This window comes from Desulfovibrio ferrophilus, assembly GCF_003966735.1.
Taxonomy (GTDB): domain Bacteria; phylum Desulfobacterota; class Desulfovibrionia; order Desulfovibrionales; family Desulfovibrionaceae; genus Desulfovibrio_Q; species Desulfovibrio_Q ferrophilus.
On sequence record NZ_AP017378.1, the window covers coordinates 12,537 to 32,330 of the forward strand.

Here is a 19,794-nt window from a genome sequence, read left to right on the forward strand (position 1 = left end):
TCCAGAACAGTGTGGAAGCTGAATAGGAATTTGTCAATATGGCTTAGCCATTATGATGCAAGCAGTGCGGGAAGCCAGGACGTCAGCGGTGGCCAGTAGGTGACCAGAAGCAGATCCACGAGCAGGATTAACAGGAATGGAAGAACCCGTGTGGAAATATCTCCCAGACGTGTGCCTGCAAGCCCACAGGAAACAATAAGGCAGATGCCCAGCGGTGGGGTTAGCATGCCGATGGATAGGTTGACCACCACAATGGCGCCCAAGTGGATCAGGTCAATCCCCAGAGCGGGAAGCATGGGCACAATGACGGGCACGAACAGAATAAGTGCCGCCGTGGTTTCGATAAATGTTCCGGCGACAAGCAGAATCAGGTTGATGAGCAGCAGGAGCAGGACCGGGTCGTCGGTCAGGGCCAGTACGGTTCCTGAGATGAGTGCAGGAACCTCCCGGATGGTCAGGTACCAGGAAAAGGCCGTGGCCTGGGCAATGATGAACATGATCACAGCCGAGGTCACCGAAGCGTTCAGGAAGATGCCGGGCAGATCCGAGAATTTCAGTTGGCGGTAGATGAACAATCCCACGAACAGTGCATAGAATACAGCCACGGCAGCTGATTCAGTGGCCGTGAAGATACCGCCAAGGATACCCCCCAGGATGATGGCGGGCGCTCCCAGTGCCCAGCCTGCGCGTCGGGCGCAGTGCCAGACTTCGGCCACGGAGAAGTGGCCTCCACCGGAGTCCTGAAAACCGCCCCGCTTGGAAAGAATGACCGTCATCAGAATCAGGGACAGGCCCATCAGCAGCCCAGGCAGGATACCAGCAGCGAACAGCTTGCCGATGCTGGCCCCGGTGAGGAATCCGAAGATGATCATGGGGATGCTCGGCGGGATGATGACGCCGATGGACCCTCCGGTTGCCTGAACGGCGCCGGCGAATCCCGGTGAGTATCCGCTGCGTATCATGGCTGGAATAAGCATGCCCCCCACAGCGGCGGTGTCTGCGGCAGCCGAACCCGAAATGCCTCCGAAGAACATGGCCGAGACAATGGCCACGGCAGCCAGTCCGCCGGGAAGCCAACCCACCAAGGAGTTGGCGAAATCGATGATGCGGCGCGAGATTCCACCGGCTTCCATGAGTTGCCCGGCGATCATGAACAGTGGGACGGCCATGAGTGGGAAGGAATCCGTGCCCGCATACATGCGTTGGGCCACCAGCATCAGCGAGCTGTCACCCGTCAGGGCGAACGCCCCCATGGTGGCGGCGCCGATGGCCACAGCCATGGGCATGTTCATCAGGAACAGGGCCAGCAGCAGCAGGAAGATGGAGGCGGTCATGGGCCTTCTCCGGACAACTCATCCAGAAGCAGACTTAGACCGTGGACCGTGAGCACTACAAAACTGAAGGGGACAACGGCGAAGGGAATCTGTTTGGACAGCCCCAGAGCAGGCATGGTCTGGAAGCCGAGCAGGCCCAAGAGCTTCCAGCCACCCCAGGCCGAGGCAACGAAGAAAACGAGAGAGGCTGTGAGCGTTAATACGGCAACAGCGCGCCGGGTGCCGGAACCGAGGCGGGAAGTCACCACATCCACCCCGATATGGGCACCCCGGCGGTAGGCCACAGTGGCTCCGATGAATGTGAGCCAGACCAGAAACATCCGGCCCAGTTCTTCGGACCAGAACAGCGAATCGTTCAGGGCATAGCGAAAGAAGACCTGCAAGCCGATGACCAGCACCATGCCTGCGCCTAGGAGCATCAATAGCACCTGGCACAGGGAATTCAAGGTATGGCTCAGGCGCGCGGCCTGTCGACAGAGGATATCCATGGGGCCGAAGGGCTAGAGCAGGTCCTTGCCCAGGGAGAAGGCCTTGCCAATGGCTTTGCCCACGGTGTGGTAGGTGCGCGCTCCGGGAGCAAAGATCAAGGGGGCTACCAGTTCCATGTCCGGTTTTCCGTCGGCATTCAGAACGTCTTCGTTTACCTTCACATCTGCGATTTCGCCGATGAGCTGGATATGGATACCGAGTTCTACTGACTGGATCAGACGGCATTCAATGATCATGGGGAATTCGGCGACATAGGGGGCGTCCACGAATTCGGCTTTGGCGGGAGTCAGCCCCGAGACGGCAAACTTGTCGCGGTCACGGCCGGATGCCATGCCGAAATAGTCGGCCTCGCGGGCATGCGCGGCATCGGGCACGGAGATAGTGAATCCGCCACGGGCCAGGATGCTTTCGTAGGAGTGACGGCTTTCGCGCAGGGAGACTCCGATGCAGGGAGGTTCGGAACTGACGATGCCACCCCAGGCGGCTGTCATGACATTGGCTTTGCCGTCGGCGTCGTAGGAGCCGATGACCCAGGTCGGGGTAGGAAAGGCCAGCGGTTTGGAACCAAAGGATTTCATCATCGTGTACTCCGTGATCACTTGGTGGCGTTTAAGAATTTGTCCAGCAGAGCCCGGGTGTTGGGCTCGGCAAAGATGTCCATGTGTTTCAACTCTTCGGCCTGGGCCTTGAATGAACTCAGGTCGGGATTGGAGACGACCTCCATGCCTGCGGCCTTGAGCTTGTTCAGGAAACCGACCACGTTCTGGCGGTTCCACTGCCGTTGGTAGACGGCGGCGTCGTGCATGGCCGTTGCCAGTAATTCCTGGTCGACAGAGGGCAATGACTTCCACCAAACAAGGCTGGCGATATCGATGTGTGCGGAATAGACATGACCGGTCAATGTCAGATGCTTTTGTACTTCGTAGAGCTTGTAGACCCAGAGAACGGACAGTGGGTTTTCCTGACCGTCGATAGTGCCCTGCTGCAGCTCGGTGTAGATGGGCCAAGCCATGGGGGTGGGATTGGCGCCCAGAGTCTTCCACAGTTCCTTGTGCATGGCGGATTCCATGACTCGGATTTTCAGGCCGTGGACATCGTCTACCGTCGTTACAGGGCGGGTGTCGTTGGTCAGGTTGCGGAATCCGTTTTCCGAAAATGCCAGCCCCTTGAATCCGGCGCGTTCCAGCTTGGACAGCATTTCACGGCCAAGGGGGCCATCCAGGATTTCATCTGCCTGCTCATGGTCACGGAACAAGAAGGGAAAGCTGATGACCTTGACCTCGGGCACGAAGGTGTCAAAGGGGCCAAGAGTGATGATGGCCATATCCACGGCGTTCATCTGGACCTGTTGCAGGATGTCGGTCTCACTCCCCAGGGAGCCGCTGTGGAAGAGTTTGACCTGTGTGGACCCTTGCGAGCGCTCGGCCACCAGATCCCGGAATTTTTCGGCGCAGATGTATTGTGCAGAACCGGGCGTGGTCACGATGCCCAGGCGAATGATCCTGGCAGCTGTTGCGTTGCCCGCAGCAAGGACAAGAATGGTCACGGCCAGTACCGAAAGGCACAGGCGAAGGAGTGCGTTCATGGTCGGCTCCTGAGGATTCGTTTGGATGATACGACAACTCTATGTGAAATGGGCGGTTGTGTGCAACCGTTCGTGGGGCTCGTGCTTACCGGCAATTTGGGGAAAAGGGAAGGTAGGGCAGAAAAGGGATTGAAATCAGCCTCGTGCGGGCTGAGGATCGCGAGCCTGGTCCACCCGCAGGGTACGGCCACAGAATTGGATTCCGTCCAGGGCTTGCTGGGCTACCTTGGCAGCCTCGGCGTCCATGATCACGAATCCGAAACCGCGCGGCGTGCCCGAAAAACGATCGGTTACCAGACGGATTTCGGAAACCGGGCCATGCTCTTCGAACAGGCGGCGCACGTCATCCTCGGATGCACTGAAGGGCAGATTGCCCACGAAGAGATTGACGCTCATTCCAGTTCCCCGGGAGTGTTGCTGGTCACCGCATAAGGGAGGGTAACCAGAAGCAGGAGTTCCCCAAGGTTACAAAGGAAATGACATTGATTGTAAAGAGAAAATCAGAAAACGGTATATATACCAATAAGGTATGGAATAGACAGCGCAGAGCTTGAGATCAGGCTGCCTGTTTCAGCTGCCCGGAAATGCGGCGGTAGAGCGAGTTGTCCCGGCCTGCATGGTTCTCCACCAGAGGCAATGCCCGGCACAGATGGTCGTGGGAGGCGATGTTTTCGCCTCGCATCATCAGGATCAGAGCGATATTGCTGAGGACCTTGGCTTCGTGCAGGGGAGCCTTGATGCCCTGGGTCAGCAGCAGAGCCTGGTGGAGGGTAAACAGAGCATTGGCGTAGTTCCCGGCATTGGCTGCACGGATACCTTCGCGAGACAGGAGATGGAGCTTCATCATGGGCTTCATGGGGCCTCCGTGATTGATCGGGGTTTCATGGGACACCTCCCTACATTTAAAATAAGATGTCAGGGAGGAGGGTCAAGCGGGTTTGCTTGCTAACTGCGGTTCAGACATTCGCGCAGGCTGGATACGCCGCAGGAATGGGCCTGTTCGACCGGAATGTTGTTTTTCTTGGCGTGATTGATAACGTCGCGCCGGGCTGCATGGGACAGTTGGTTAGTGAACAGAATGATCAGACTGGCACTGCCCAGCTTGGGGGCAATACGGTTTTCCTTGCCCGTGAAGACCTTGAGCTTGACGCCTTCCCGCTTGGCCGCATTGATGTAATCCCTTTTGAGTCGGTCCATGCCGCCGATCACTGCTGCGCACATGATGTCCTCCGATGTTATTCCCCGTTGGGAAGTGCTTGTTGAGTCTGTTTGTAGTTGAAAATGATTTTCATTGTCAACTACAAAATAACAGGATCTGGCTGGGCATCGAGAATTTCTTGACGAGACCAACGCGATGGGGGAGTGCTGACCGTCATGGTCATCTATCTGAAACTCTTGGGCGCGGCGCTTTTATGGGGCGGAACCTTTTCTGCGGGGCGGGTGCTGGCCGGGCAAATGGGCCCGTACACTGCGGCGTTCCTGCGTTTTGCCATTGCCTCTGTGTTGCTGGTTTGGCTGACCCTTCGTATCGAGGGGCGGCTGCCCCGACTGACTCCGAAGCTGACCCTGGCCGTGCTGCTGCTCGGCCTGACAGGGGTTTTCGGCTATAATTTGTGCTTCTTCACGGGATTGGCCACAGTGCATGCTGGCCGGGCGGCGGTCATTGTTGCCAGCAATCCCATCTTCATCGCTCTGGGCGCTGCCCTGTTCTTTGGTGAACCGTTGACCCGCAACAAGTTGCTGGGCATTGTGCTTTCGGTCACGGGCGCAGCCTGGGTCATCTCCAGAGGAGATCCGCTGACACTGCTTGCGGGGCATCTCAGCACTGGCGATCTCTGGATCATGGGGTGTGTGGCGAGTTGGGTCAGCTATTCGCTGATCGGCAAGGTTGTCATGGGACAGCTCAGCCCGCTGGCATCGGTGGCAATGTCCTGTGCTGCGGGGACCATTCTGCTGCTGCCTCCGGCCTTGAACGAAGGGCTTGCAGCCACGTTGCCGGGATTTTCGCTGACAGCCTGGGGCTGCCTGGCCTATCTGGGAGTGCTGGGTACTGTGGTGGGGTTCACGTGGTTCTACGAGGGGGTGCTGGCCATTGGTCCGTCCAAGGCCGGTGTCTTCATCAATTTTGTGCCAGTTTCGGCAGTGACCATCGGCTTCTTTGCTCTGGGCGAACCGGTGGATGCCTCACTGGCCCTGGGTGGCCTGCTTGTCATCACCGGAACGTGGTGCGCCAATCGCCCAGCCAGAATCAAGACTACATCTCCATAACACTGACACCTTCAACGTGAATGTACGGAGCGGCGTGCTCGAGGTCGAACTGTGCCCGGGCTCTGCTCACGGCTTCATCACCGGTTTCGGTTTCCATATCATAGCTGATCATCTTTTCCGTTTCCGAGGGGTGCTTGCCTTCGGCTTCGGGGCTGACGTCGCGTGTCAGAATGAAGACTTTGAATTTTGCCATGGGGAGTCCTCCAATGCGTAGTTTTCGCAATCCAAATACACCTCGCGTCGCGATTTCGTCAACAACCCAAGCGGTAGAAATGCCCGTTTTGCCTTGTCTTGCACGGGTAATTTCCGGATGCGGTCATCGCTCTATCATGCTGGGCATTGCTGCCGATATGACATATATTCTAGCGCCTGAAATTGAATGACTGTCGGTAGCCCCGGGAATGGCTCGGCATCATATTCTGGAGAGTGCATGATCAATAGGTTTCTTTTGGTGGGAGCTCTTGTTTCGGCTCTGGCCGGGGCGGGTGTGGGACTGTTCCTTGCCTTGGGTGAAGGGGCTGCTGGAGGCGGTTGGGTCTGGCTGATTGTCATCCTGCCTCTGCTCTCAGTGGTCTTTGCTGTGCTCTATGCCCTGTCCATGCGGCGCGGTCTTGAACGATTCGTACAGCATCTGCAGGCTCTCAATGACAACTCCAAGAGTTTCAGCTGCGCCTTGCCGGAAAGCCATTGGCCTTTCGAGCGAATGGGGATGGCCTTTGCCGATGTCTGCTCCACCGTTGCCTGGTTGCTGTGCATCGGGAAGGGCTATTTGAAGATGCTTGATGCGGTTCCTGATCCGGTCTTTGCGGCGGATGAGGATTTCAAGATTCTGCATGCCAACAACGAGGTTGCGCGTCTGACCGGTGTGGATGTGCGCAAGATCAAAGGCATGGATTGCCGCGAGTTGTTCAATGCCGAGGTATACGCCACCTTGGAGCAGGCCAGGGATCTGCATGAATCCTTCGAGGGCGAGGTGATCGCCATGGAAGCTGCGGGAGTGCAGCGCTTCATCAAGCCCGTGGGGGATGTGCTCTACGATTGCCATGGTGACATGATTGGCTATCTCGTGGTGGCCAAGGATGTCACAGACCTGGTCCGCAAGGAAGCTGAAATCAAGGAAAAGCTTGATCATCTGGTGCTTGTGGGCGGACGGATCAATGAGGCTTCGGCAGAGTTGTCTGGCTCTGCCGGAGAACTTGCCAGTCAGGTGCAGCAGGTTCAGGGCGGCAGTGAGCAGCAGAACACCCGGGTGCTTGAGACTTCCACGGCCATGGAGGAGATGAATGCCTCGGTGTTGGACGTGGCCCGGAATGCGGGCAACGCAGCCGAGAACGCCGAGGCTTCGCGCAACAAGGCCCAGGAAGGCACGGACATGGTCCTGACCATGGTCAAATCCATTGGCGACCTACGCACTGGTATTGATGGGCTTTCAACCTCCATGGGGGAATTGGGGCAGCGGGCCGAGGGGATCGGTAACATCATCGATGTCATCAGTGATATTGCAGACCAGACCAATCTTCTGGCCTTGAACGCTGCCATTGAGGCTGCCCGCGCAGGCGAGGCAGGTCGAGGGTTTGCCGTGGTGGCTGACGAGGTGCGCAAGCTGGCCGAGAAGACCATGACCGCTACCCATGAGGTGGAGCAGGCCGTGGCGGATATTCAGAATGGCACGCGGGAGAACGTGGGCCGGACCCGAAGTGCAGCTGAGGAGGCTGAGCGGATTACGGAGTTGGCCTCAGTATCGAGGGAGTATCTGACCCAGATTGTCGAGTTGGCGGAGACCACGGCAGAGCAGGTGCGTTCCATTGCCACTGCTGCCGAGGAACAATCGGCTTCCAGCGAAGAAATCAGCCTGGCCATGGATGACGTACAGCGAATTTCGGGAGAGACCAATGCAGGGATGGCCCAGGCTGCTGAAGCTGTTTCGGAACTGACGGCATTGGCTGGACGCCTGAAGGAACTCGCCGATCAGGGGATATAGATTTCGACTGCCAGAGGGCAGGAAGAGACAAGGCCCGGAGCGCAACGCTCCGGGCCTTGTTGTTTGGTCTAGTCATTGAGAATCCTGTCTGCAACATTGAAATTGTCGCCGGTTCTGGAATAGGTCATGAGCCGTGTTTCCGGCATGTCGATGCCGGAAGCTGCGGATGCAACGCCCGTTGGGTTTCCAAAGTCATGGGTGGGGACCAAGACCTTGGGTCGAACCGTGCGCGCGAAACGCTCGAATCCCGCCAGGTTGGGGAGTCGCAGGTCACAGTCTGTGAAGGCCAGATCCGGCTCAAAGGCCCGTACGGCATCCAGGCTGCGCCCGAAGAAGGCCCTGGTGTGTGCGTTCCCGGTTTCATCTGCCTCGGGCCAGACCCATTCGGCAAGGTCACCTCCGTAATACAGCCGCAGTCCCTCGACGCGGATGAAGAATGCAACCCCGAGGTCGTTACTTTCCAGAGCTGAGACGGTCAGCTCGCCAGCCGAGTAGATATCACCTGGTACACCCCCGGCGGGATCGTCTCCGGGTTCCACCACGATAGCTCCGGGCAGGTCCAGTTCCGGAATCATGTCCGGGACATCGTAGGACAGGAAGTAGGTTGTACTGGCGGCGCTCCGAGAAGCAATATCAATGATTTCAGCGGAGCAGTGGTCGGCATGACTGTGCGAGAAGAAGATGGAAGCTTCACGACCTGTCAGGGTTTTGCTGACGACGTCGGCCGCCTCGGCATTGCGGTGTTCCTGGTCGGGAAAGTCGAAGACCAAAGCCCGGTTGTCCAGGGTGACACAGAAGCAGTTGTGATAGACATAGGTCACGGTCAGGTCCATGCTCCGCCCCTCCTTGGAGTTCAGAGTATACCCAGGGGGCGGTTTCCTTCAAGGTGGAGATGATCGGATTTACTCCGCTCCTTGAATCTGGCAGTATAATCGATGATTGGATCGATGCGTCGGGCGAAGTCGCGGTGGAGTTTTTTATCCACGGTTTCGGCCCATTGATTATATGTTTCAACGCTCAACAGGATTGGCAACCATGCCCAACAAAATGAATTTCGGATTATTCAAGGATAAGCCCGGCCAGCCCAATGGGCGCACGGTCGCCGTGGCAGGGGCCGGCCCCTCCGGGTTGGTGGCTGCGGGCTATTTGGCCTGCCAGGGGTATCACGTTGAAGTCTTCGATAAGATGCCCAAAGCGGGTGGCCTGCTGTATTTCGGTATCCCGGATTTTCGGTTGCCCGTGCATCGGACCGAGGCCGCAGCCAAGCTCCTTGAGGAGCAATATGGCGTGGTGTTCAATCTGCGCACCAAGATCGTAGGCGACCCTGGTGAACCTCACGACGAGGGTGATGATTTCGAGCACGAGGCGGTGCACCTTGACGAGTTGCGAAAACGCTTTGATGCGGTACTGCTGTGTACCGGTTCCTGGCGATCGCGGCGCATGGGCATCCCCGGTGAGGATTTGGCGGGTGTGCTTTCGGGGCTGGAATATCTGTTCCCGCTGCGCGGTGCCACCTGCTCGGGTGAGGTCTGCATCTCCAAGGCTTCGGCCAAGAACGTGGTGGTCATTGGCGCTGGTCTGTCTGCCGTGGACGCCGCAGACTGCGCCTTGCGCAACGGAGCCAGGAAGGTGACGATGCTGTACCGTCGCACCGTGAATGAGGCCCCGTCAGGGCCATATGAAATTTCTCTGTTGCAGGATCGGGGGATGGTCTGGAAGGAACTGGCCGTGCCGGTCAAAATCCTGGGTGAAAAGATGGTGGAAGGCGTGGAATATCTGCAATGCACACTGGGCGAACCCGACGAGTCCGGGCGCCGTTGCCCGTTGCCGCAGGATGGCTCCAACAAGGAGTTGAAAGCCGACATGGTCATTAGCGCGGTGGGCGAGTTGCCGACGCTGCCCCAGGCCGACAAGCTGGACCTGTGGAAGGTGCGCAAGGGAGCCACAAGCTGGCCGCGCATGAGCCTGGTGGACGGTGTGTTTTTGGCTGGAGATGCCCTGACCGGGCCAAGCAAGATTGGCTGGGCCATTACCGGCGGGCTTGAAGCTGCCAAATCCATCGAGGAATGGCTGGATTATACCCAGCGTGGATAGACCACAGGAGACGCCAATGTCAGACACGAACAATATAGGTTCCCAAAAGACTAAATGGGTGGATTACAGCAAGTGCATCGGGTGTGAATCCTGCGAGGCCATTTGTAAGTTTTTATACGGATTGCCACGCATTCAGATGACCGAGACCGACGATGGTCTGGCGTTCCCGCTGTATTGCCACCACTGTGAGCACCCAATGTGTGCCAAGGCCTGCCCCGTTGGGGCCATCACCAAGGATGAAGAGTCTGGGGTGGTGTCGCATGACCCGACCGTGTGTCGTGGCTGCAAGGCCATGAAGTGTATGACGGCCTGTCCTTTCGGGGCGATTTATCATGCCGGAGGTGTCGTGCCGGTGACCAAGTGTGACCTCTGTCGTGGTCGCGAACGCATCGGCCTGGGACCGGCCTGCATGCAGATCTGTCCGGCCGAGGCTATTCACTTCCTGACTCGTGATGAGTTGACACAGATGCGAACCACAGTGTCCTCTGCCTCGCAGAAGCTGGTCATGAAGCAGATCAGGCAGATGCGTGAGGAACGCAAGAAGGGTTGATTGGTGATTCTTGACGGATAATGACAGGTCCGGCTCCGCAAGGCGGAGCCGGGCTTTTTTACAAGGAGTGGCAAATGAGTTTGATTCTTGAAATGGCGATTTTTCCCATGGACAAGGGCATGAGCGTCAGCCCCTACGTGGCCCGTGCCCTGAAGATCATCCGGGACAGTGGCCTGGAGTACCGGCTGGGGCCCATGGGTACTTGTATTGAAGGGCGCTGGGCAGAAGTCATGGCTGTGGCTGAAGGTTGCTTGAAAGAACTGCAGCAGGATTCCGACAGGATCTATCTGAATATGAAGGTGGACTGGCGGCGTGGCGGAAGTGGTCGACTGGATGCGAAACCGGATTCTGTGCTGGATAAGCTCGGGGATTGATTGCGTATAGGGTCAAACGATCTTGTTTAGGATTCCAGGTGGATCATCCGGTTCTGCGGGCAAGGAAGGTTTGGCCTGAGTGCTCACCTGCCGAATTGCCGAAGCATTGTTCCTGCTGGGTGGCACGGTGAGATCGACGTTGACCACTGTGCGATGCATGACTGGAGCATTGGAAAATGGCACCGGAGGGCTGGAATTTCCGTTGCCGTTGCCGTTGCCGTTGCCTTCACCGTTACCGTTGCCGCCGATGGCGAGTTTGGTCGTCAACTCACTGCCCAAGTCCCCGGCGATGAGGTCGTCCAGACAATAGTCTCCTTCCTCGGTCGTCCAACGGACTTCGACCAAGGGCTTGTCACGGTAGCGGCCCGTGCACTTGGTGCGGCGGAATCGGAATTTCATCCCCATACGTTCCCCTGAAACGCCTGCGGACCGGCTTTGGAAGTCGGTCCAGCTCTCCCTCAGGCATTGTCGGGATAACCGGATGAGGTCTCCCGATTATTCTTGATTACGCTTGGGAATGCCCGCCGGTCAAGGCTTTTCGAGGTTTCAAACATCCCGGCGGGTTAGCCTTGCGGGTTGTGCGCCCAAGAAATGGGCAGACAAGCCGTCCCACCCCGGTGTAGGGTGCCGCCCATGCCGATAGCTCCTCAAAAACTGCATCTCGATCGTAATCTGCACATCCTGTTCGGCGTGACTCTCATCGTCGTCATGGGGGTGTCCAGCATTGCTCCTGCTTTTCCGCCCATCATGGAAGCCTTTGGCCTGACAGCCACCAAGGTCGCCTGGCTGGTGACCGCTTTCACCCTGCCCGGGGTGTTCCTGACTCCTGTGTTCGGCATTCTGGCTGATCGCCATGGGCGCAAGAAGGTTCTTGTTCCCGCCTTGGTCTGTTTTGGTATATTCGGCGCCGCCTGTACCCTGGCAGATAGCTTTGCCATGCTGGTGGGCCTCAGGTTCCTGCAGGGCGTGGGCGCGGCATCGCTCGGTGCATTGAACATGACCATCATCAGCGATCTGTATTCCGGCAATCAGCGTACTCAGGCCCTGGGCTACAATGCGGGGATGCTGTCACTGGGCACCACGCTATTCCCGCTGCTGGGTGGAATCCTGGCCCAGTTCGGCTGGCGTTGGCCATTCTTGCTGCCTCTTCTGGCTTTGCCATTGGCTCTGGCGGTGCTGATTCGTTTGCAGTGCCCGGAGCCTGATCGCGATGTGGATTTTATGGAGTACATGCGGTTGGCTTTGAAACGGGCTTCCGGTTCGCGCGCTCTGGCTTTGTTCGCCACAACGGCGGTGACCTTCATTATTCTGTATGGAGTGCTGATCTCTTTTCTGCCCGTGTACCTTGCCGAGACCTTTGACGCCGAGCCTTGGGCCATTGGTATGATCTTCGCTTCCACAAGTCTGGCTACGGCGATCATGTCTACCCAATTGGGGAGATTGGCTCGCGTGGTACCTCCTTCCGGTCTGCTGGTGGCCGCTTTTGTGCTGTACGCAGTGAGTGCAGTACTGATTCCCCTGATGCCGAGCTTGTGGTGGGTCCTGCTGCCCATCATGATTTTCGGTGTGGCTCAGGGGTTGAATATCCCCTGCGTGCAGACGTTGTTGGCGGACTTGGCACCCATGGAACAGCGCGGGGCGTTCATGGCCCTGAATGGGACGGTGCTGCGTGTGGGGCAGACCCTGGGACCGGTGGTCATGGGTACGTCTTATGCCGTCGCAGGTTACTGGGGGGTGTTTATCACGGGCGCTGTGCTGGCCCTAAGCGTGTGTGTGCTGGTGCTGCTGACCTTGCGCGAGGGGTAGACGATCCGCTCGTGGGCACCTGCCTGTTATTCTTTCAGATTCCGGCTGTCCGGCCGGGGAAATGATCCTTGTCGAATTCGATGATGGCTTGTGCACCTGGGCCTGTGGAGAAGGTGATGCTTCCCATGAGCTGGTAGGTCACGATGTTGTTGATCAGCTTCATGCCCATGCTGTCCGTGTTCTCAGGGTCCAGACCTTCTGGGATGCCGGGGCCGCTGTCGCGCATTTCGATGGTGATGGCGGGTCCCTGTTGCTTCATGGTGATATGGATGTTGCCGTCTTTGCGTCCATTGAAAGCGTGCTTGTAGGAGTTGGTCAGCAGTTCGTTCAGGACCATGCCCAGAGGTGTGGCTGCCACGATGGGCAGATGGATGGAGTCGGCCACTATGTGGGCTTCGATCTGTGAGGCGTTGTAGACTCGCACCAGATACGAGTTAAGGTCTTTGGCGTACTTGCCCATGTCGATGTGATCGATGGTTTCGTTCTGATAGAGCTGGGTGTGCACCAGGCTGATGCCGTGGACCTTGCTCGAGAGTTCGGTGCAGATGTCCAGAACTTCCTTGTTGGCGGCACGTCGGCCTGCCATGTCCAGCAGGCTGGCGACGATCTGCAGGTTGTTTTTGACCCGGTGGTGAATTTCCTGCAGCAGCAGCTCCTTCTCCGCAAGAGAATTCTTGATTTTGTCAGCCATGAGTCCACGTTCGCTGATTTCGCGTTCCAACAGGCGGTTGGCCCTGATCAAATCGGAAGTGCGCTCGCGTACGGAATCCTCCAGGCGATCACGGTGCTTGGTCAGTTCCTGCTCTGCATTGAGCCTGCGGTGAAGCTCCAGGTTCAGGAGTTGTTTCTGGTGGGTGAAGTAGGCGATGAGCAATGCGATAAAGACTGTTGCCGCTGCAGCGTAGATGCCTGCAGCCAGGGTCGCTGGTCGCTCGGCTATCATCAGCATATCCAGTAAACCCAGTATTTGCCCCGTCTCCGTGTGAACCGGGAAGGACAACCTGAAGGCATTGTGCCCTGCGACGGTTTCGTCATCCACGTAGGATTCGTTGGTCTGGAGAACCTGAAGCTGTGTTTGGGTGGCTGGTTGCCCCAGTCGGGACGGCCATGTGCTGGCAAGGGCTTTGTAGTTGCCGTTGCTATCGGTTGTGTACAGGGTCAGCCGGACAATGCGTTTGTCTCGTCTGGCGATGTTGTCCAATTCTGCCTGGAGCCGAAAGGCATCTGTAGTCGGAGTTGCAAAGCGACCCAACACTCGCTCAAGACCTCTGGCCGCAGTCAGCATTTGTGCGGTCTGGTTTTGACGGTCCTGATGCAGGATGGATAAGGTGGAGAAGGCAGAAAGTGCCAGGAACAGTGCCATGATCAAGGTGATCACGAGCTTGCTGTGTGTGTTACTCCGGCTGGGGGGAGTCTGGTAGGAGTCGGATGTGGTACTGTCCATCGTGGCGTTGCCGAGAGTGATAGAGGTTTAAACTCTATTCTACGGTCAGAACGGAAAAAAGGAAAGCAATTGACGAATTGAAGTGAAAGCTTTGTGGCGCAGGCTTTAAACGGCGATGTCCAGAGTGACCCCCTTGGTCGTAGCAGCGGATTCAGGGGAGAGCCCGTCCATGATTCCCTGAGCGGCGTGGGCCAGCACGGAGGCCGCCCCGGGTTCTCCATTGCGGGCGAGGTGATTCTTGGCTTGAGCAATACCCTTGCGCAGGTTGGTCATGGTCAGGCCGCTTTCGAGGTTGCCTTCAATGATGTCGGCGACACTCTGGGCGATTTCATCTCCAAAGGTATTTTGGACCTGTTGAATCAGCTCCGGGACCGCCTGGACAATGGTCCCGGATTCGGGCGTTCCAGCGTAGAATTTTTCGCTCAGCCCGTTGTCGAAATAGCTATTGAGCGCATCGTTGAGCTCTCCGTTGAATTGGGCAATGACCTTGTCTCCACCCTCGAAACCGAAGTTGCGGTCCATGAAGCGGATCACATCCAGAAGGCCTTTCCCCAAGGCATCTTCGGTGATTTCACCTTCACCGATACGGCTGTAGACAATGCCCATGGCGGCGGTGGCGGCGTCGGGTCCGAACTGGTCACCGATAAAGTCGACAGAGTTGATCAGGGCGGATGCCAGGTCTGAAGTGTCGTTTTCGCTTTGATCAGCCTGAGTCTGTAGACGCAGGGTCAGGTCCGTGGCAAACCCGGTCGCAGCATCGTGGGTACGATCCATGCCTTGAGGCAACAGCAGCCCTGTGGACTGCTGCCGTTCGGAAGTGGGCGCCGTAATGGTAAGCGGCTGATAGGCGATGGATGTAACGTTCATGGTTTTCTCCGCCAGAGGCGACTTTCTGTCTTATCGGACAGCAGAGCCGACACTTTAGACCCTGGCGGGGAAGAGTGGATTCAATCGGAGGAAGGAGGACTGACGCCCAGCAGGGCGTGCAGCCCCTCTCGTTGGGGGGTGGAAAGGTTGCTGAAAGTGATGCCCGTGCGCCAGATGCCTCCATTGGCAGATTCCGCCCAGACAGTCCGTGCCTTGGTCACGGACAATGTCAGCTCTTTTTGCTTGTCCTGAAGCATCAAGGATAAATCCTTGCCGGGTTCCATAACCACGGGAACCTCGCAACGAACACCCCATGTCGAAAGGTCCAGCATCCGGGCCATGACCGGTGTGGCTCCCTTTTTACGGATCTGGCACTGAGTGCTTGCCTTTGCAGGGTACCGCTTGCTGCGCCGATAGTCATCGGACTGGGTACAGACCTGGTTGCGACCCTGCCCCTTGGCCCGATACAACGCGCGGTCAGCCGCTTCGATGAGAGCAATGGGGTCTTCGCCATCATCGGGACAGGCCGAGAGGCCGATGGACAGCGTCACAGGGCGTAGCGGATCACCCACCGAGTCCAGAGGGGTGTGACTTTCCATTGCGACACGCAGGCGTTCGGCCACCACGATGGCGTCTTCCTTTGACGTGTGGGGCAGGATAAAAGCAAATTCTTCCCCGCCGTAGCGAATGGCCTGGTCCATCAGGCGCGCGGATTTGCGCATGATGCTTCCCACGGAAGCCAGGGCTTTATCCCCGCCCGCATGGCCGAATGTGTCGTTGAAATCCTTGAAGTGGTCGATATCCGCCATGAGCAGGGCCATGGGGCGTTTCAGGCGGCGTGAGCGTTCGATTTCCTTCTGGAGTTCCGCGGTGAAGTAGCGGCGATTGAACAGCCCGGTTAGATCGTCGATCATCATCAGTCGTTGGCACTGGGCCAGAGTATCCGCCTCCAGAGTGACCGGAGCGACCAGATGTGGGCAGACGCTGGTAAAATAGTCGATCATCGTGGCCAACAGCCCGATGTCGCGCTCTGCCAGAATGCGCATGCTTTCGCGATGGTTGACGATGGCTATCCAGTGCTCGCGCGCTTCATCTGCGGGAAGCTGGATATGGCTGAGAAAGTGAATTGCTTCGGCAAAGATGTTCTTTCCGAACTTGTGGGCAAGGCGCGTGCAGAACTTCTTGGCAGATTCCTTTTCTTTACGGGGGACTGCAAGAAAGGCAGTGAGTTTAGGATTGGTTCCCAGGAAGGTGGCAGGTGGTTGCTCCATGGGGTGCTCCTTGTTCCGCTGGCTTTGTGTCCTTGAATCGGACTCATCGAGAAATGGTCCGATGGGCCTATTTAGCTTACGCGAATTTTGCGCTGAGCGTCAACGCAGAGCAGATGGCGAGCCTAGAACCATAAGGCTTGACGGGCTTCACCATGCTTGTTTTATCTGCTATTTGACTGATAAATCAGGATAACGAGGAGATGAAATCATGATGTTGCCTCAGGACGAAGCCAGGTTCAAATACTGCCCCTTGCTCAAGACCAGTGACGACAAATTTCGGATGTGTCAGGGGGACCAATGCATGATGTGGCGTTTCAAGGACCCCGAAAAGAAGGGCGAAGGAGATGAGGGATATTGCGGATTGGCTGGCAAGCCCATGGGAGCATAACAGCCCTTCGCAGCTTTACGCAGGAAGTGTCGTGTTTGTGGAAAGTGGAGTCTCTGGGACTTATTCGTTCCCCCAGGGGTGGGTGAATATCCAGTCTCCGCAGACCAGGTCTCCATGGGCAGAGCCCTTGGCAGGGTCCAGGAGTTCGTCCTCGTCCGGAGGTCTTTGCCCCGGCGGGATGATCTCGGCCCTGAGCGGACAGCCCAAACCATAGGGGGGAAGCAGTTGCTCCGCTCCTTCCTGATGTAAGGCAATGGCTTTACCTTCCATCGCTGTACACTTCTCACAAGGGACACCTTTCCCATCCCGTCTGATTCGGGCGTAGAGTTCTTCGCCGGAAAGGATGGCCTCGATTAGTTCGGCTGAGCCATTCATGACGGGTTGCATCCTGTCCAGAAAGGCCTGGATATCGTCCGGGTCGGCATCATGTTCTTCAAACATCAGCCAGACGATCTGGCCGGAAAGGCGCCTCAATAGGGGGTGTCTGTCCAATAATTGGGCAGTGGTGGGGGTGTTTGAACTGCTCATGGCGGGTTGAATAGCTTTTGTAAGCCCCGGATGCAAGGTCTTGAGAATTTGAAAAGATTCGATATACCGCACTGTTAGGAGATTTGTACCCACAAGGGTGGCCTTGGCGGTAAATTGTAATTTAACTATCTGATATATTGAGATTTAAAATAATAAATTTTTTAGACTAATTTGTGAGTCCAGTGGAATCCCTATGGTTTTGTAGGGTTTATAGAGTGGCTTTTGTGGCCGTGAAACTGGCGGGATCCCCTGTGGCGCTTGACTTTCTGGTGTGAAGCGCTCATATCTGGAGTCAATGGAAGAGTTCTTTGACAGAGAAAAGACCTGACCTTGCTTCAAGAGGCTTATGCTTCTTGCGAATCCGGTCCGGCTCCGCGGGTCGGCACAGGGAACCGGGGGGCACCTCGGCTCTGCCGGATGGATCAAAAGAGAAAAAGACCCGTCCCTGGCAGTTTAGTCAAACGGGATTCTTTTTGAAGCACGTCCCGAGCCATTCGGGAACAAAATTTTGGCAAGGTACGTCTTAGGGAAACTTTTCAACACAACCTCAACGGCTGATTTCAGGCCCCGTTCGTGAGGGAACGTTTGGACGAAAACCTTTTCGATTGGCTAGGGCGCGTCGGGAGGCAATATCCGAATGCAACCATTGACAAAGCGGTCAAGGCCTGTCTGTGGGTAACTACCCAACTTACTGAAATTAAAGTCGGTTGAGGCGAGTCGTACGCAACGTTTGAGAGATCTTCAGCACCCCGCCTCCGTCCTGGAGGCGGGGTTTTTTGGTGCAGTAGAATCAAAGCTGGCGCGGTATGAAATCGGGTTGTTGGTAATTCTGCTTGTCAGGGCTTGATTCCAGTGCGTAACTTGTGGTCAAGTATTGGTATTCATGATTGGGGGGGCATTAATGGCGGGATTTTTTGACAGATTGCTGGGGCGCGGCAAGAGCGTCAGGACGGCCCTTGACCGGGACACGTCTTTGGCGCGTATTGTGGATAGCGTTCTGGAAGGCTGTGAGTACGCGCTGGCTGCCGGTGACGGGGCTGCCGATATGGCGGTGCAACTGGCCAAGCGTCATCCTCATCGTGAGATTTTGGCTTGTGAACCTAAAAGTGAGCTGTGCTATCAGGCCCGCAATCGTGCAGGGAATGCCAAGAATATTTATCTGCATAATGTGGCTCCGCGCCAATTTTTGAATTTGGCGGAAACCGACAAACCCTATCTTTTGGACAAGGATGTATTGGTGGTCCTCACTGTCGCCGGTGGCGGCGCCGAGCGTCGATTCTTTGATGAGGTGTCTTTTGTTGCCACGACTTTCGCTGCGCCCTGGCTGCTGGTTTTGGGCAGCAGAGTTCCGGACAGGGACGAGTTTTCCTACGACAGTCATCGTGGACGCGAATGCTCACTGAAGAATCTTGCCCCTCATCTCGCCAAGACACAGCACACACTCTACCTTCCTGATTACCCTGTGGCGTCCTCCAAACGCCGAGCCGTTTCCGGCTGGTGCCTAGCCGCACTGGGGCGCAATGCCGTGACTCCATTACCCGAGGAGATTGCCGGACTCGCTATCAAGTCAGGCTGATCAACGTACCTCGGGCGTTTTTCTATAAGAAGAAAGGCCTCCGTGATGGTCGCTATCGACTCTATCTATATGTAATCCCTGTTTCGGATTCGGACAAACAATTGGTCCGATGTTCCCGGTCTGTTTTACATGACGGGGCAGAGTGCGGATTCGTTTGGTCCGCATACTGGGAGCATGATGCCGACAATCCCTGAGATTCCTTTTGAGCCACCGCTGCACTGGTTGCGCTCGGTCTGGGCCTACCGTCTTGCACGGTTGGGGCTGGCTATAGTGTTTGTGTATGCCGGGGGCATCAAGCTTGTCGACCCGCAGGCCTTTGCTGTCGTGATCAGTGGCTATGGTCTGTTACCTGCCGTGCTGGTGGGGCCTGCCTCGATCCTTCTGCCTGTTCTGGAGGTGCTGGCAGGCATTGGCCTGATTCTGGATGTGCGTGGAAGTCTGGGCGCGATCCTTGGGATGACCCTCATGTTTCTCGTGGTGCTGGCTTATGGCATCTGGCTGGGCTTGGACGTGGATTGCGGCTGCTATGGCCCGGGTGACCCGGAGGGTGTTGCTTTTCACGGTCTTCGTCAGGCTTTTGTGAGAGATCTCATGTTACTGGCCATGATCGCCTATGCCTATTGGTGGCGTGTGGCCGGGGCTGTTTTGCCGGGCATCCGATACCGGCGTGGTTCGTCAATATTTACTGAAAAGCTGGAGCAACACCGATGAAGCTGTTCAAGATTCTGTGTCCCGTGGCTCTGATCTGTCTGTTTGCCATGAGCCTTGCTGGCTGCGATCTGCTTGGTCCTGACAAGTTTGCGCAGGAAGTGGAAAAGGAAAAGGGTGCCGTGAAGCTTGTGCGCGAGATCGAGCGTGGCGATTACGGTCTTGTCACAACGGATGAACTCAAGGCCAAGATGGATGCCAAGGAAGACATGGTCATCGTCGATACCATGCCCTTTGAAGCCAGCTACAAGAAGAATCATGTGCCCGGTGCCGTGCAGTTCCTGTTCCCCATCCCGGATATGAAGGAATGGGATGCCAAGGAAACCGATGGCAAAAGTGCCGAAGAGTACGAGACCCTGCTCGGACCTGACAAGGACAAACTCATTGTCGTTTATTGCGGGTTCGTGAAATGCACGCGGAGTCATAACGGTGCTGTTTGGGCGCGCAAGTTGGGCTATACCAATGTGGTGCGTTACTCCGGTGGCATCTTTGCCTGGAAGGGCGCGCAGTATCCTGTGGCCAGTATGTAAA

General features: G+C 56.8%; 24 protein-coding genes. 10 read left to right on the top strand and 14 right to left on the bottom strand.

Annotated features, from left to right (window positions below):
* Positions 1-50: 50 nt before the first annotated feature.
* The 7 genes from EL361_RS00075 to EL361_RS00105 all read right to left on the bottom strand — a co-directional run bounded on the left by EL361_RS00075 (position 51) and on the right by EL361_RS00105 (position 4,629).
* The gene (locus EL361_RS00075) at positions 51-1,334 is read right to left on the bottom strand and encodes a TRAP transporter large permease (RefSeq protein ID WP_126375556.1); all 1,284 of its coding nucleotides are present in this window, start codon (positions 1,332-1,334) and stop codon (positions 51-53) included.
* A complete protein-coding gene (locus tag EL361_RS00080; protein ID WP_172961560.1) occupies positions 1,331-1,753 on the bottom strand; it encodes a TRAP transporter small permease in 423 nt (140 codons plus the stop codon). Before EL361_RS00080 ends, EL361_RS00075 begins: the two co-directional genes overlap by 4 nt.
* Positions 1,754-1,834: 81 nt before the next feature.
* Positions 1,835-2,404, bottom strand: coding sequence for a flavin reductase family protein (locus EL361_RS00085; RefSeq protein ID WP_126375558.1), 570 nt, complete (start codon positions 2,402-2,404; stop codon positions 1,835-1,837).
* Positions 2,405-2,418: 14 nt separating this feature from the next.
* Positions 2,419-3,408, bottom strand: a complete 990-nt coding sequence (locus EL361_RS00090) for a TRAP transporter substrate-binding protein (protein WP_126375559.1) — start codon at positions 3,406-3,408, stop codon at positions 2,419-2,421.
* 135 nt (positions 3,409-3,543) lie between these two features.
* Positions 3,544-3,804, bottom strand: a complete 261-nt coding sequence (locus EL361_RS00095; protein ID WP_126375560.1) for an RNA recognition motif domain-containing protein — start codon at positions 3,802-3,804, stop codon at positions 3,544-3,546.
* Between the two features lie 160 nt (positions 3,805-3,964).
* The gene (locus EL361_RS00100) at positions 3,965-4,264 is read right to left on the bottom strand and encodes a hypothetical protein (RefSeq protein WP_126375561.1); all 300 of its coding nucleotides are present in this window, start codon (positions 4,262-4,264) and stop codon (positions 3,965-3,967) included.
* Positions 4,265-4,353: 89 nt separating this feature from the next.
* Positions 4,354-4,629: a DUF2325 domain-containing protein gene (locus tag EL361_RS00105; protein WP_126375562.1), complete on the bottom strand. Its 276-nt coding sequence runs from the start codon at positions 4,627-4,629 to the stop codon at positions 4,354-4,356.
* A gap of 153 nt (positions 4,630-4,782) precedes the next feature.
* Between EL361_RS00105 and EL361_RS00110 the strand changes: the two genes are divergently transcribed.
* Positions 4,783-5,676, top strand: a complete 894-nt coding sequence (locus EL361_RS00110) for a DMT family transporter (protein WP_126375563.1) — start codon at positions 4,783-4,785, stop codon at positions 5,674-5,676.
* Here the strand turns inward: EL361_RS00110 and EL361_RS00115 are convergent.
* Positions 5,663-5,869 (bottom strand): hypothetical protein, encoded by a 207-nt coding sequence (locus tag EL361_RS00115; protein ID WP_126375564.1) that lies wholly within the window; start codon positions 5,867-5,869, stop codon positions 5,663-5,665. The two genes, EL361_RS00110 and EL361_RS00115, sit on opposite strands and share 14 nt — an antisense overlap.
* A 237-nt stretch (positions 5,870-6,106) precedes the next feature.
* Here EL361_RS00115 and EL361_RS00120 point away from each other — a divergent pair, with 237 nt between their 5' ends.
* Positions 6,107-7,657, top strand: a complete 1,551-nt coding sequence (locus EL361_RS00120; RefSeq protein ID WP_172961561.1) for a methyl-accepting chemotaxis protein — start codon at positions 6,107-6,109, stop codon at positions 7,655-7,657.
* Positions 7,658-7,725: 68 nt separating this feature from the next.
* On the opposite strand, the gene EL361_RS00125 is transcribed toward EL361_RS00120, so the two are convergent.
* Positions 7,726-8,490 (bottom strand): MBL fold metallo-hydrolase, encoded by a 765-nt coding sequence (locus EL361_RS00125; protein ID WP_126375566.1) that lies wholly within the window; start codon positions 8,488-8,490, stop codon positions 7,726-7,728.
* A 202-nt stretch (positions 8,491-8,692) separates the two neighbouring features.
* On the opposite strand from EL361_RS00125, the gene EL361_RS00130 reads away from it, so the two are divergent.
* The 3 genes from EL361_RS00130 to EL361_RS00140 all read left to right on the top strand — a co-directional run bounded on the left by EL361_RS00130 (position 8,693) and on the right by EL361_RS00140 (position 10,675).
* Positions 8,693-9,751 (top strand): FAD-dependent oxidoreductase, encoded by a 1,059-nt coding sequence (locus tag EL361_RS00130; RefSeq protein ID WP_232034820.1) that lies wholly within the window; start codon positions 8,693-8,695, stop codon positions 9,749-9,751.
* Between the two features lie 16 nt (positions 9,752-9,767).
* A complete protein-coding gene (locus tag EL361_RS00135) occupies positions 9,768-10,301 on the top strand; it encodes a 4Fe-4S dicluster domain-containing protein (protein ID WP_126375567.1) in 534 nt (177 codons plus the stop codon).
* Positions 10,302-10,375: 74 nt separating this feature from the next.
* The gene (locus EL361_RS00140; RefSeq protein ID WP_126375568.1) at positions 10,376-10,675 is read left to right on the top strand and encodes an MTH1187 family thiamine-binding protein; all 300 of its coding nucleotides are present in this window, start codon (positions 10,376-10,378) and stop codon (positions 10,673-10,675) included.
* Between the two features lie 12 nt (positions 10,676-10,687).
* Here the strand turns inward: EL361_RS00140 and EL361_RS00145 are convergent, their stop codons facing one another.
* The gene (locus EL361_RS00145) at positions 10,688-11,080 is read right to left on the bottom strand and encodes a hypothetical protein (protein WP_126375569.1); all 393 of its coding nucleotides are present in this window, start codon (positions 11,078-11,080) and stop codon (positions 10,688-10,690) included.
* 228 nt (positions 11,081-11,308) lie between these two features.
* On the opposite strand from EL361_RS00145, the gene EL361_RS00150 reads away from it, so the two are divergent.
* On the top strand, positions 11,309-12,481 hold the full coding sequence (locus EL361_RS00150; RefSeq protein WP_126375570.1) for an MFS transporter: 1,173 nt from the start codon (positions 11,309-11,311) through the stop codon (positions 12,479-12,481).
* Between the two features lie 34 nt (positions 12,482-12,515).
* Here the strand turns inward: EL361_RS00150 and EL361_RS00155 are convergent, their stop codons facing one another.
* The 3 genes from EL361_RS00155 to EL361_RS00165 form a co-directional block, all read right to left on the bottom strand.
* Positions 12,516-13,925, bottom strand: coding sequence for a sensor histidine kinase (locus tag EL361_RS00155; RefSeq protein ID WP_126375571.1), 1,410 nt, complete (start codon positions 13,923-13,925; stop codon positions 12,516-12,518).
* 105 nt (positions 13,926-14,030) lie between these two features.
* On the bottom strand, positions 14,031-14,792 hold the full coding sequence (locus tag EL361_RS00160; RefSeq protein ID WP_126375572.1) for a hypothetical protein: 762 nt from the start codon (positions 14,790-14,792) through the stop codon (positions 14,031-14,033).
* A gap of 80 nt (positions 14,793-14,872) precedes the next feature.
* Complete coding sequence (locus EL361_RS00165; protein ID WP_126375573.1) at positions 14,873-16,063, bottom strand: GGDEF domain-containing protein; 1,191 nt, start codon at positions 16,061-16,063, stop codon at positions 14,873-14,875.
* A 208-nt stretch (positions 16,064-16,271) separates the two neighbouring features.
* On the opposite strand from EL361_RS00165, the gene EL361_RS00170 reads away from it, so the two are divergent.
* Positions 16,272-16,451, top strand: coding sequence for a hypothetical protein (locus EL361_RS00170; protein WP_126375574.1), 180 nt, complete (start codon positions 16,272-16,274; stop codon positions 16,449-16,451).
* Positions 16,452-16,511: 60 nt separating this feature from the next.
* Here EL361_RS00170 and EL361_RS00175 read toward each other — a convergent pair whose 3' ends face one another.
* Complete coding sequence (locus tag EL361_RS00175; RefSeq protein ID WP_126375575.1) at positions 16,512-16,979, bottom strand: hypothetical protein; 468 nt, start codon at positions 16,977-16,979, stop codon at positions 16,512-16,514.
* Positions 16,980-17,880: 901 nt separating this feature from the next.
* Between EL361_RS00175 and EL361_RS00180 the strand changes: the two genes are divergently transcribed.
* From EL361_RS00180 to EL361_RS00190, 3 genes are all read left to right on the top strand, one after another.
* Positions 17,881-18,555: a hypothetical protein gene (locus tag EL361_RS00180; protein WP_126375576.1), complete on the top strand. Its 675-nt coding sequence runs from the start codon at positions 17,881-17,883 to the stop codon at positions 18,553-18,555.
* Between the two features lie 174 nt (positions 18,556-18,729).
* Positions 18,730-19,266 (top strand): MauE/DoxX family redox-associated membrane protein, encoded by a 537-nt coding sequence (locus tag EL361_RS00185; RefSeq protein ID WP_232034821.1) that lies wholly within the window; start codon positions 18,730-18,732, stop codon positions 19,264-19,266.
* Positions 19,263-19,793 carry a rhodanese-like domain-containing protein gene (locus tag EL361_RS00190; protein WP_126375577.1) on the top strand — a complete coding sequence of 177 codons (531 nt, stop codon included), beginning with the start codon at positions 19,263-19,265 and terminating at the stop codon, positions 19,791-19,793. Before EL361_RS00185 ends, EL361_RS00190 begins: the two co-directional genes overlap by 4 nt.
* The last annotated feature ends 1 nt before the right edge of the window (position 19,794 follow it).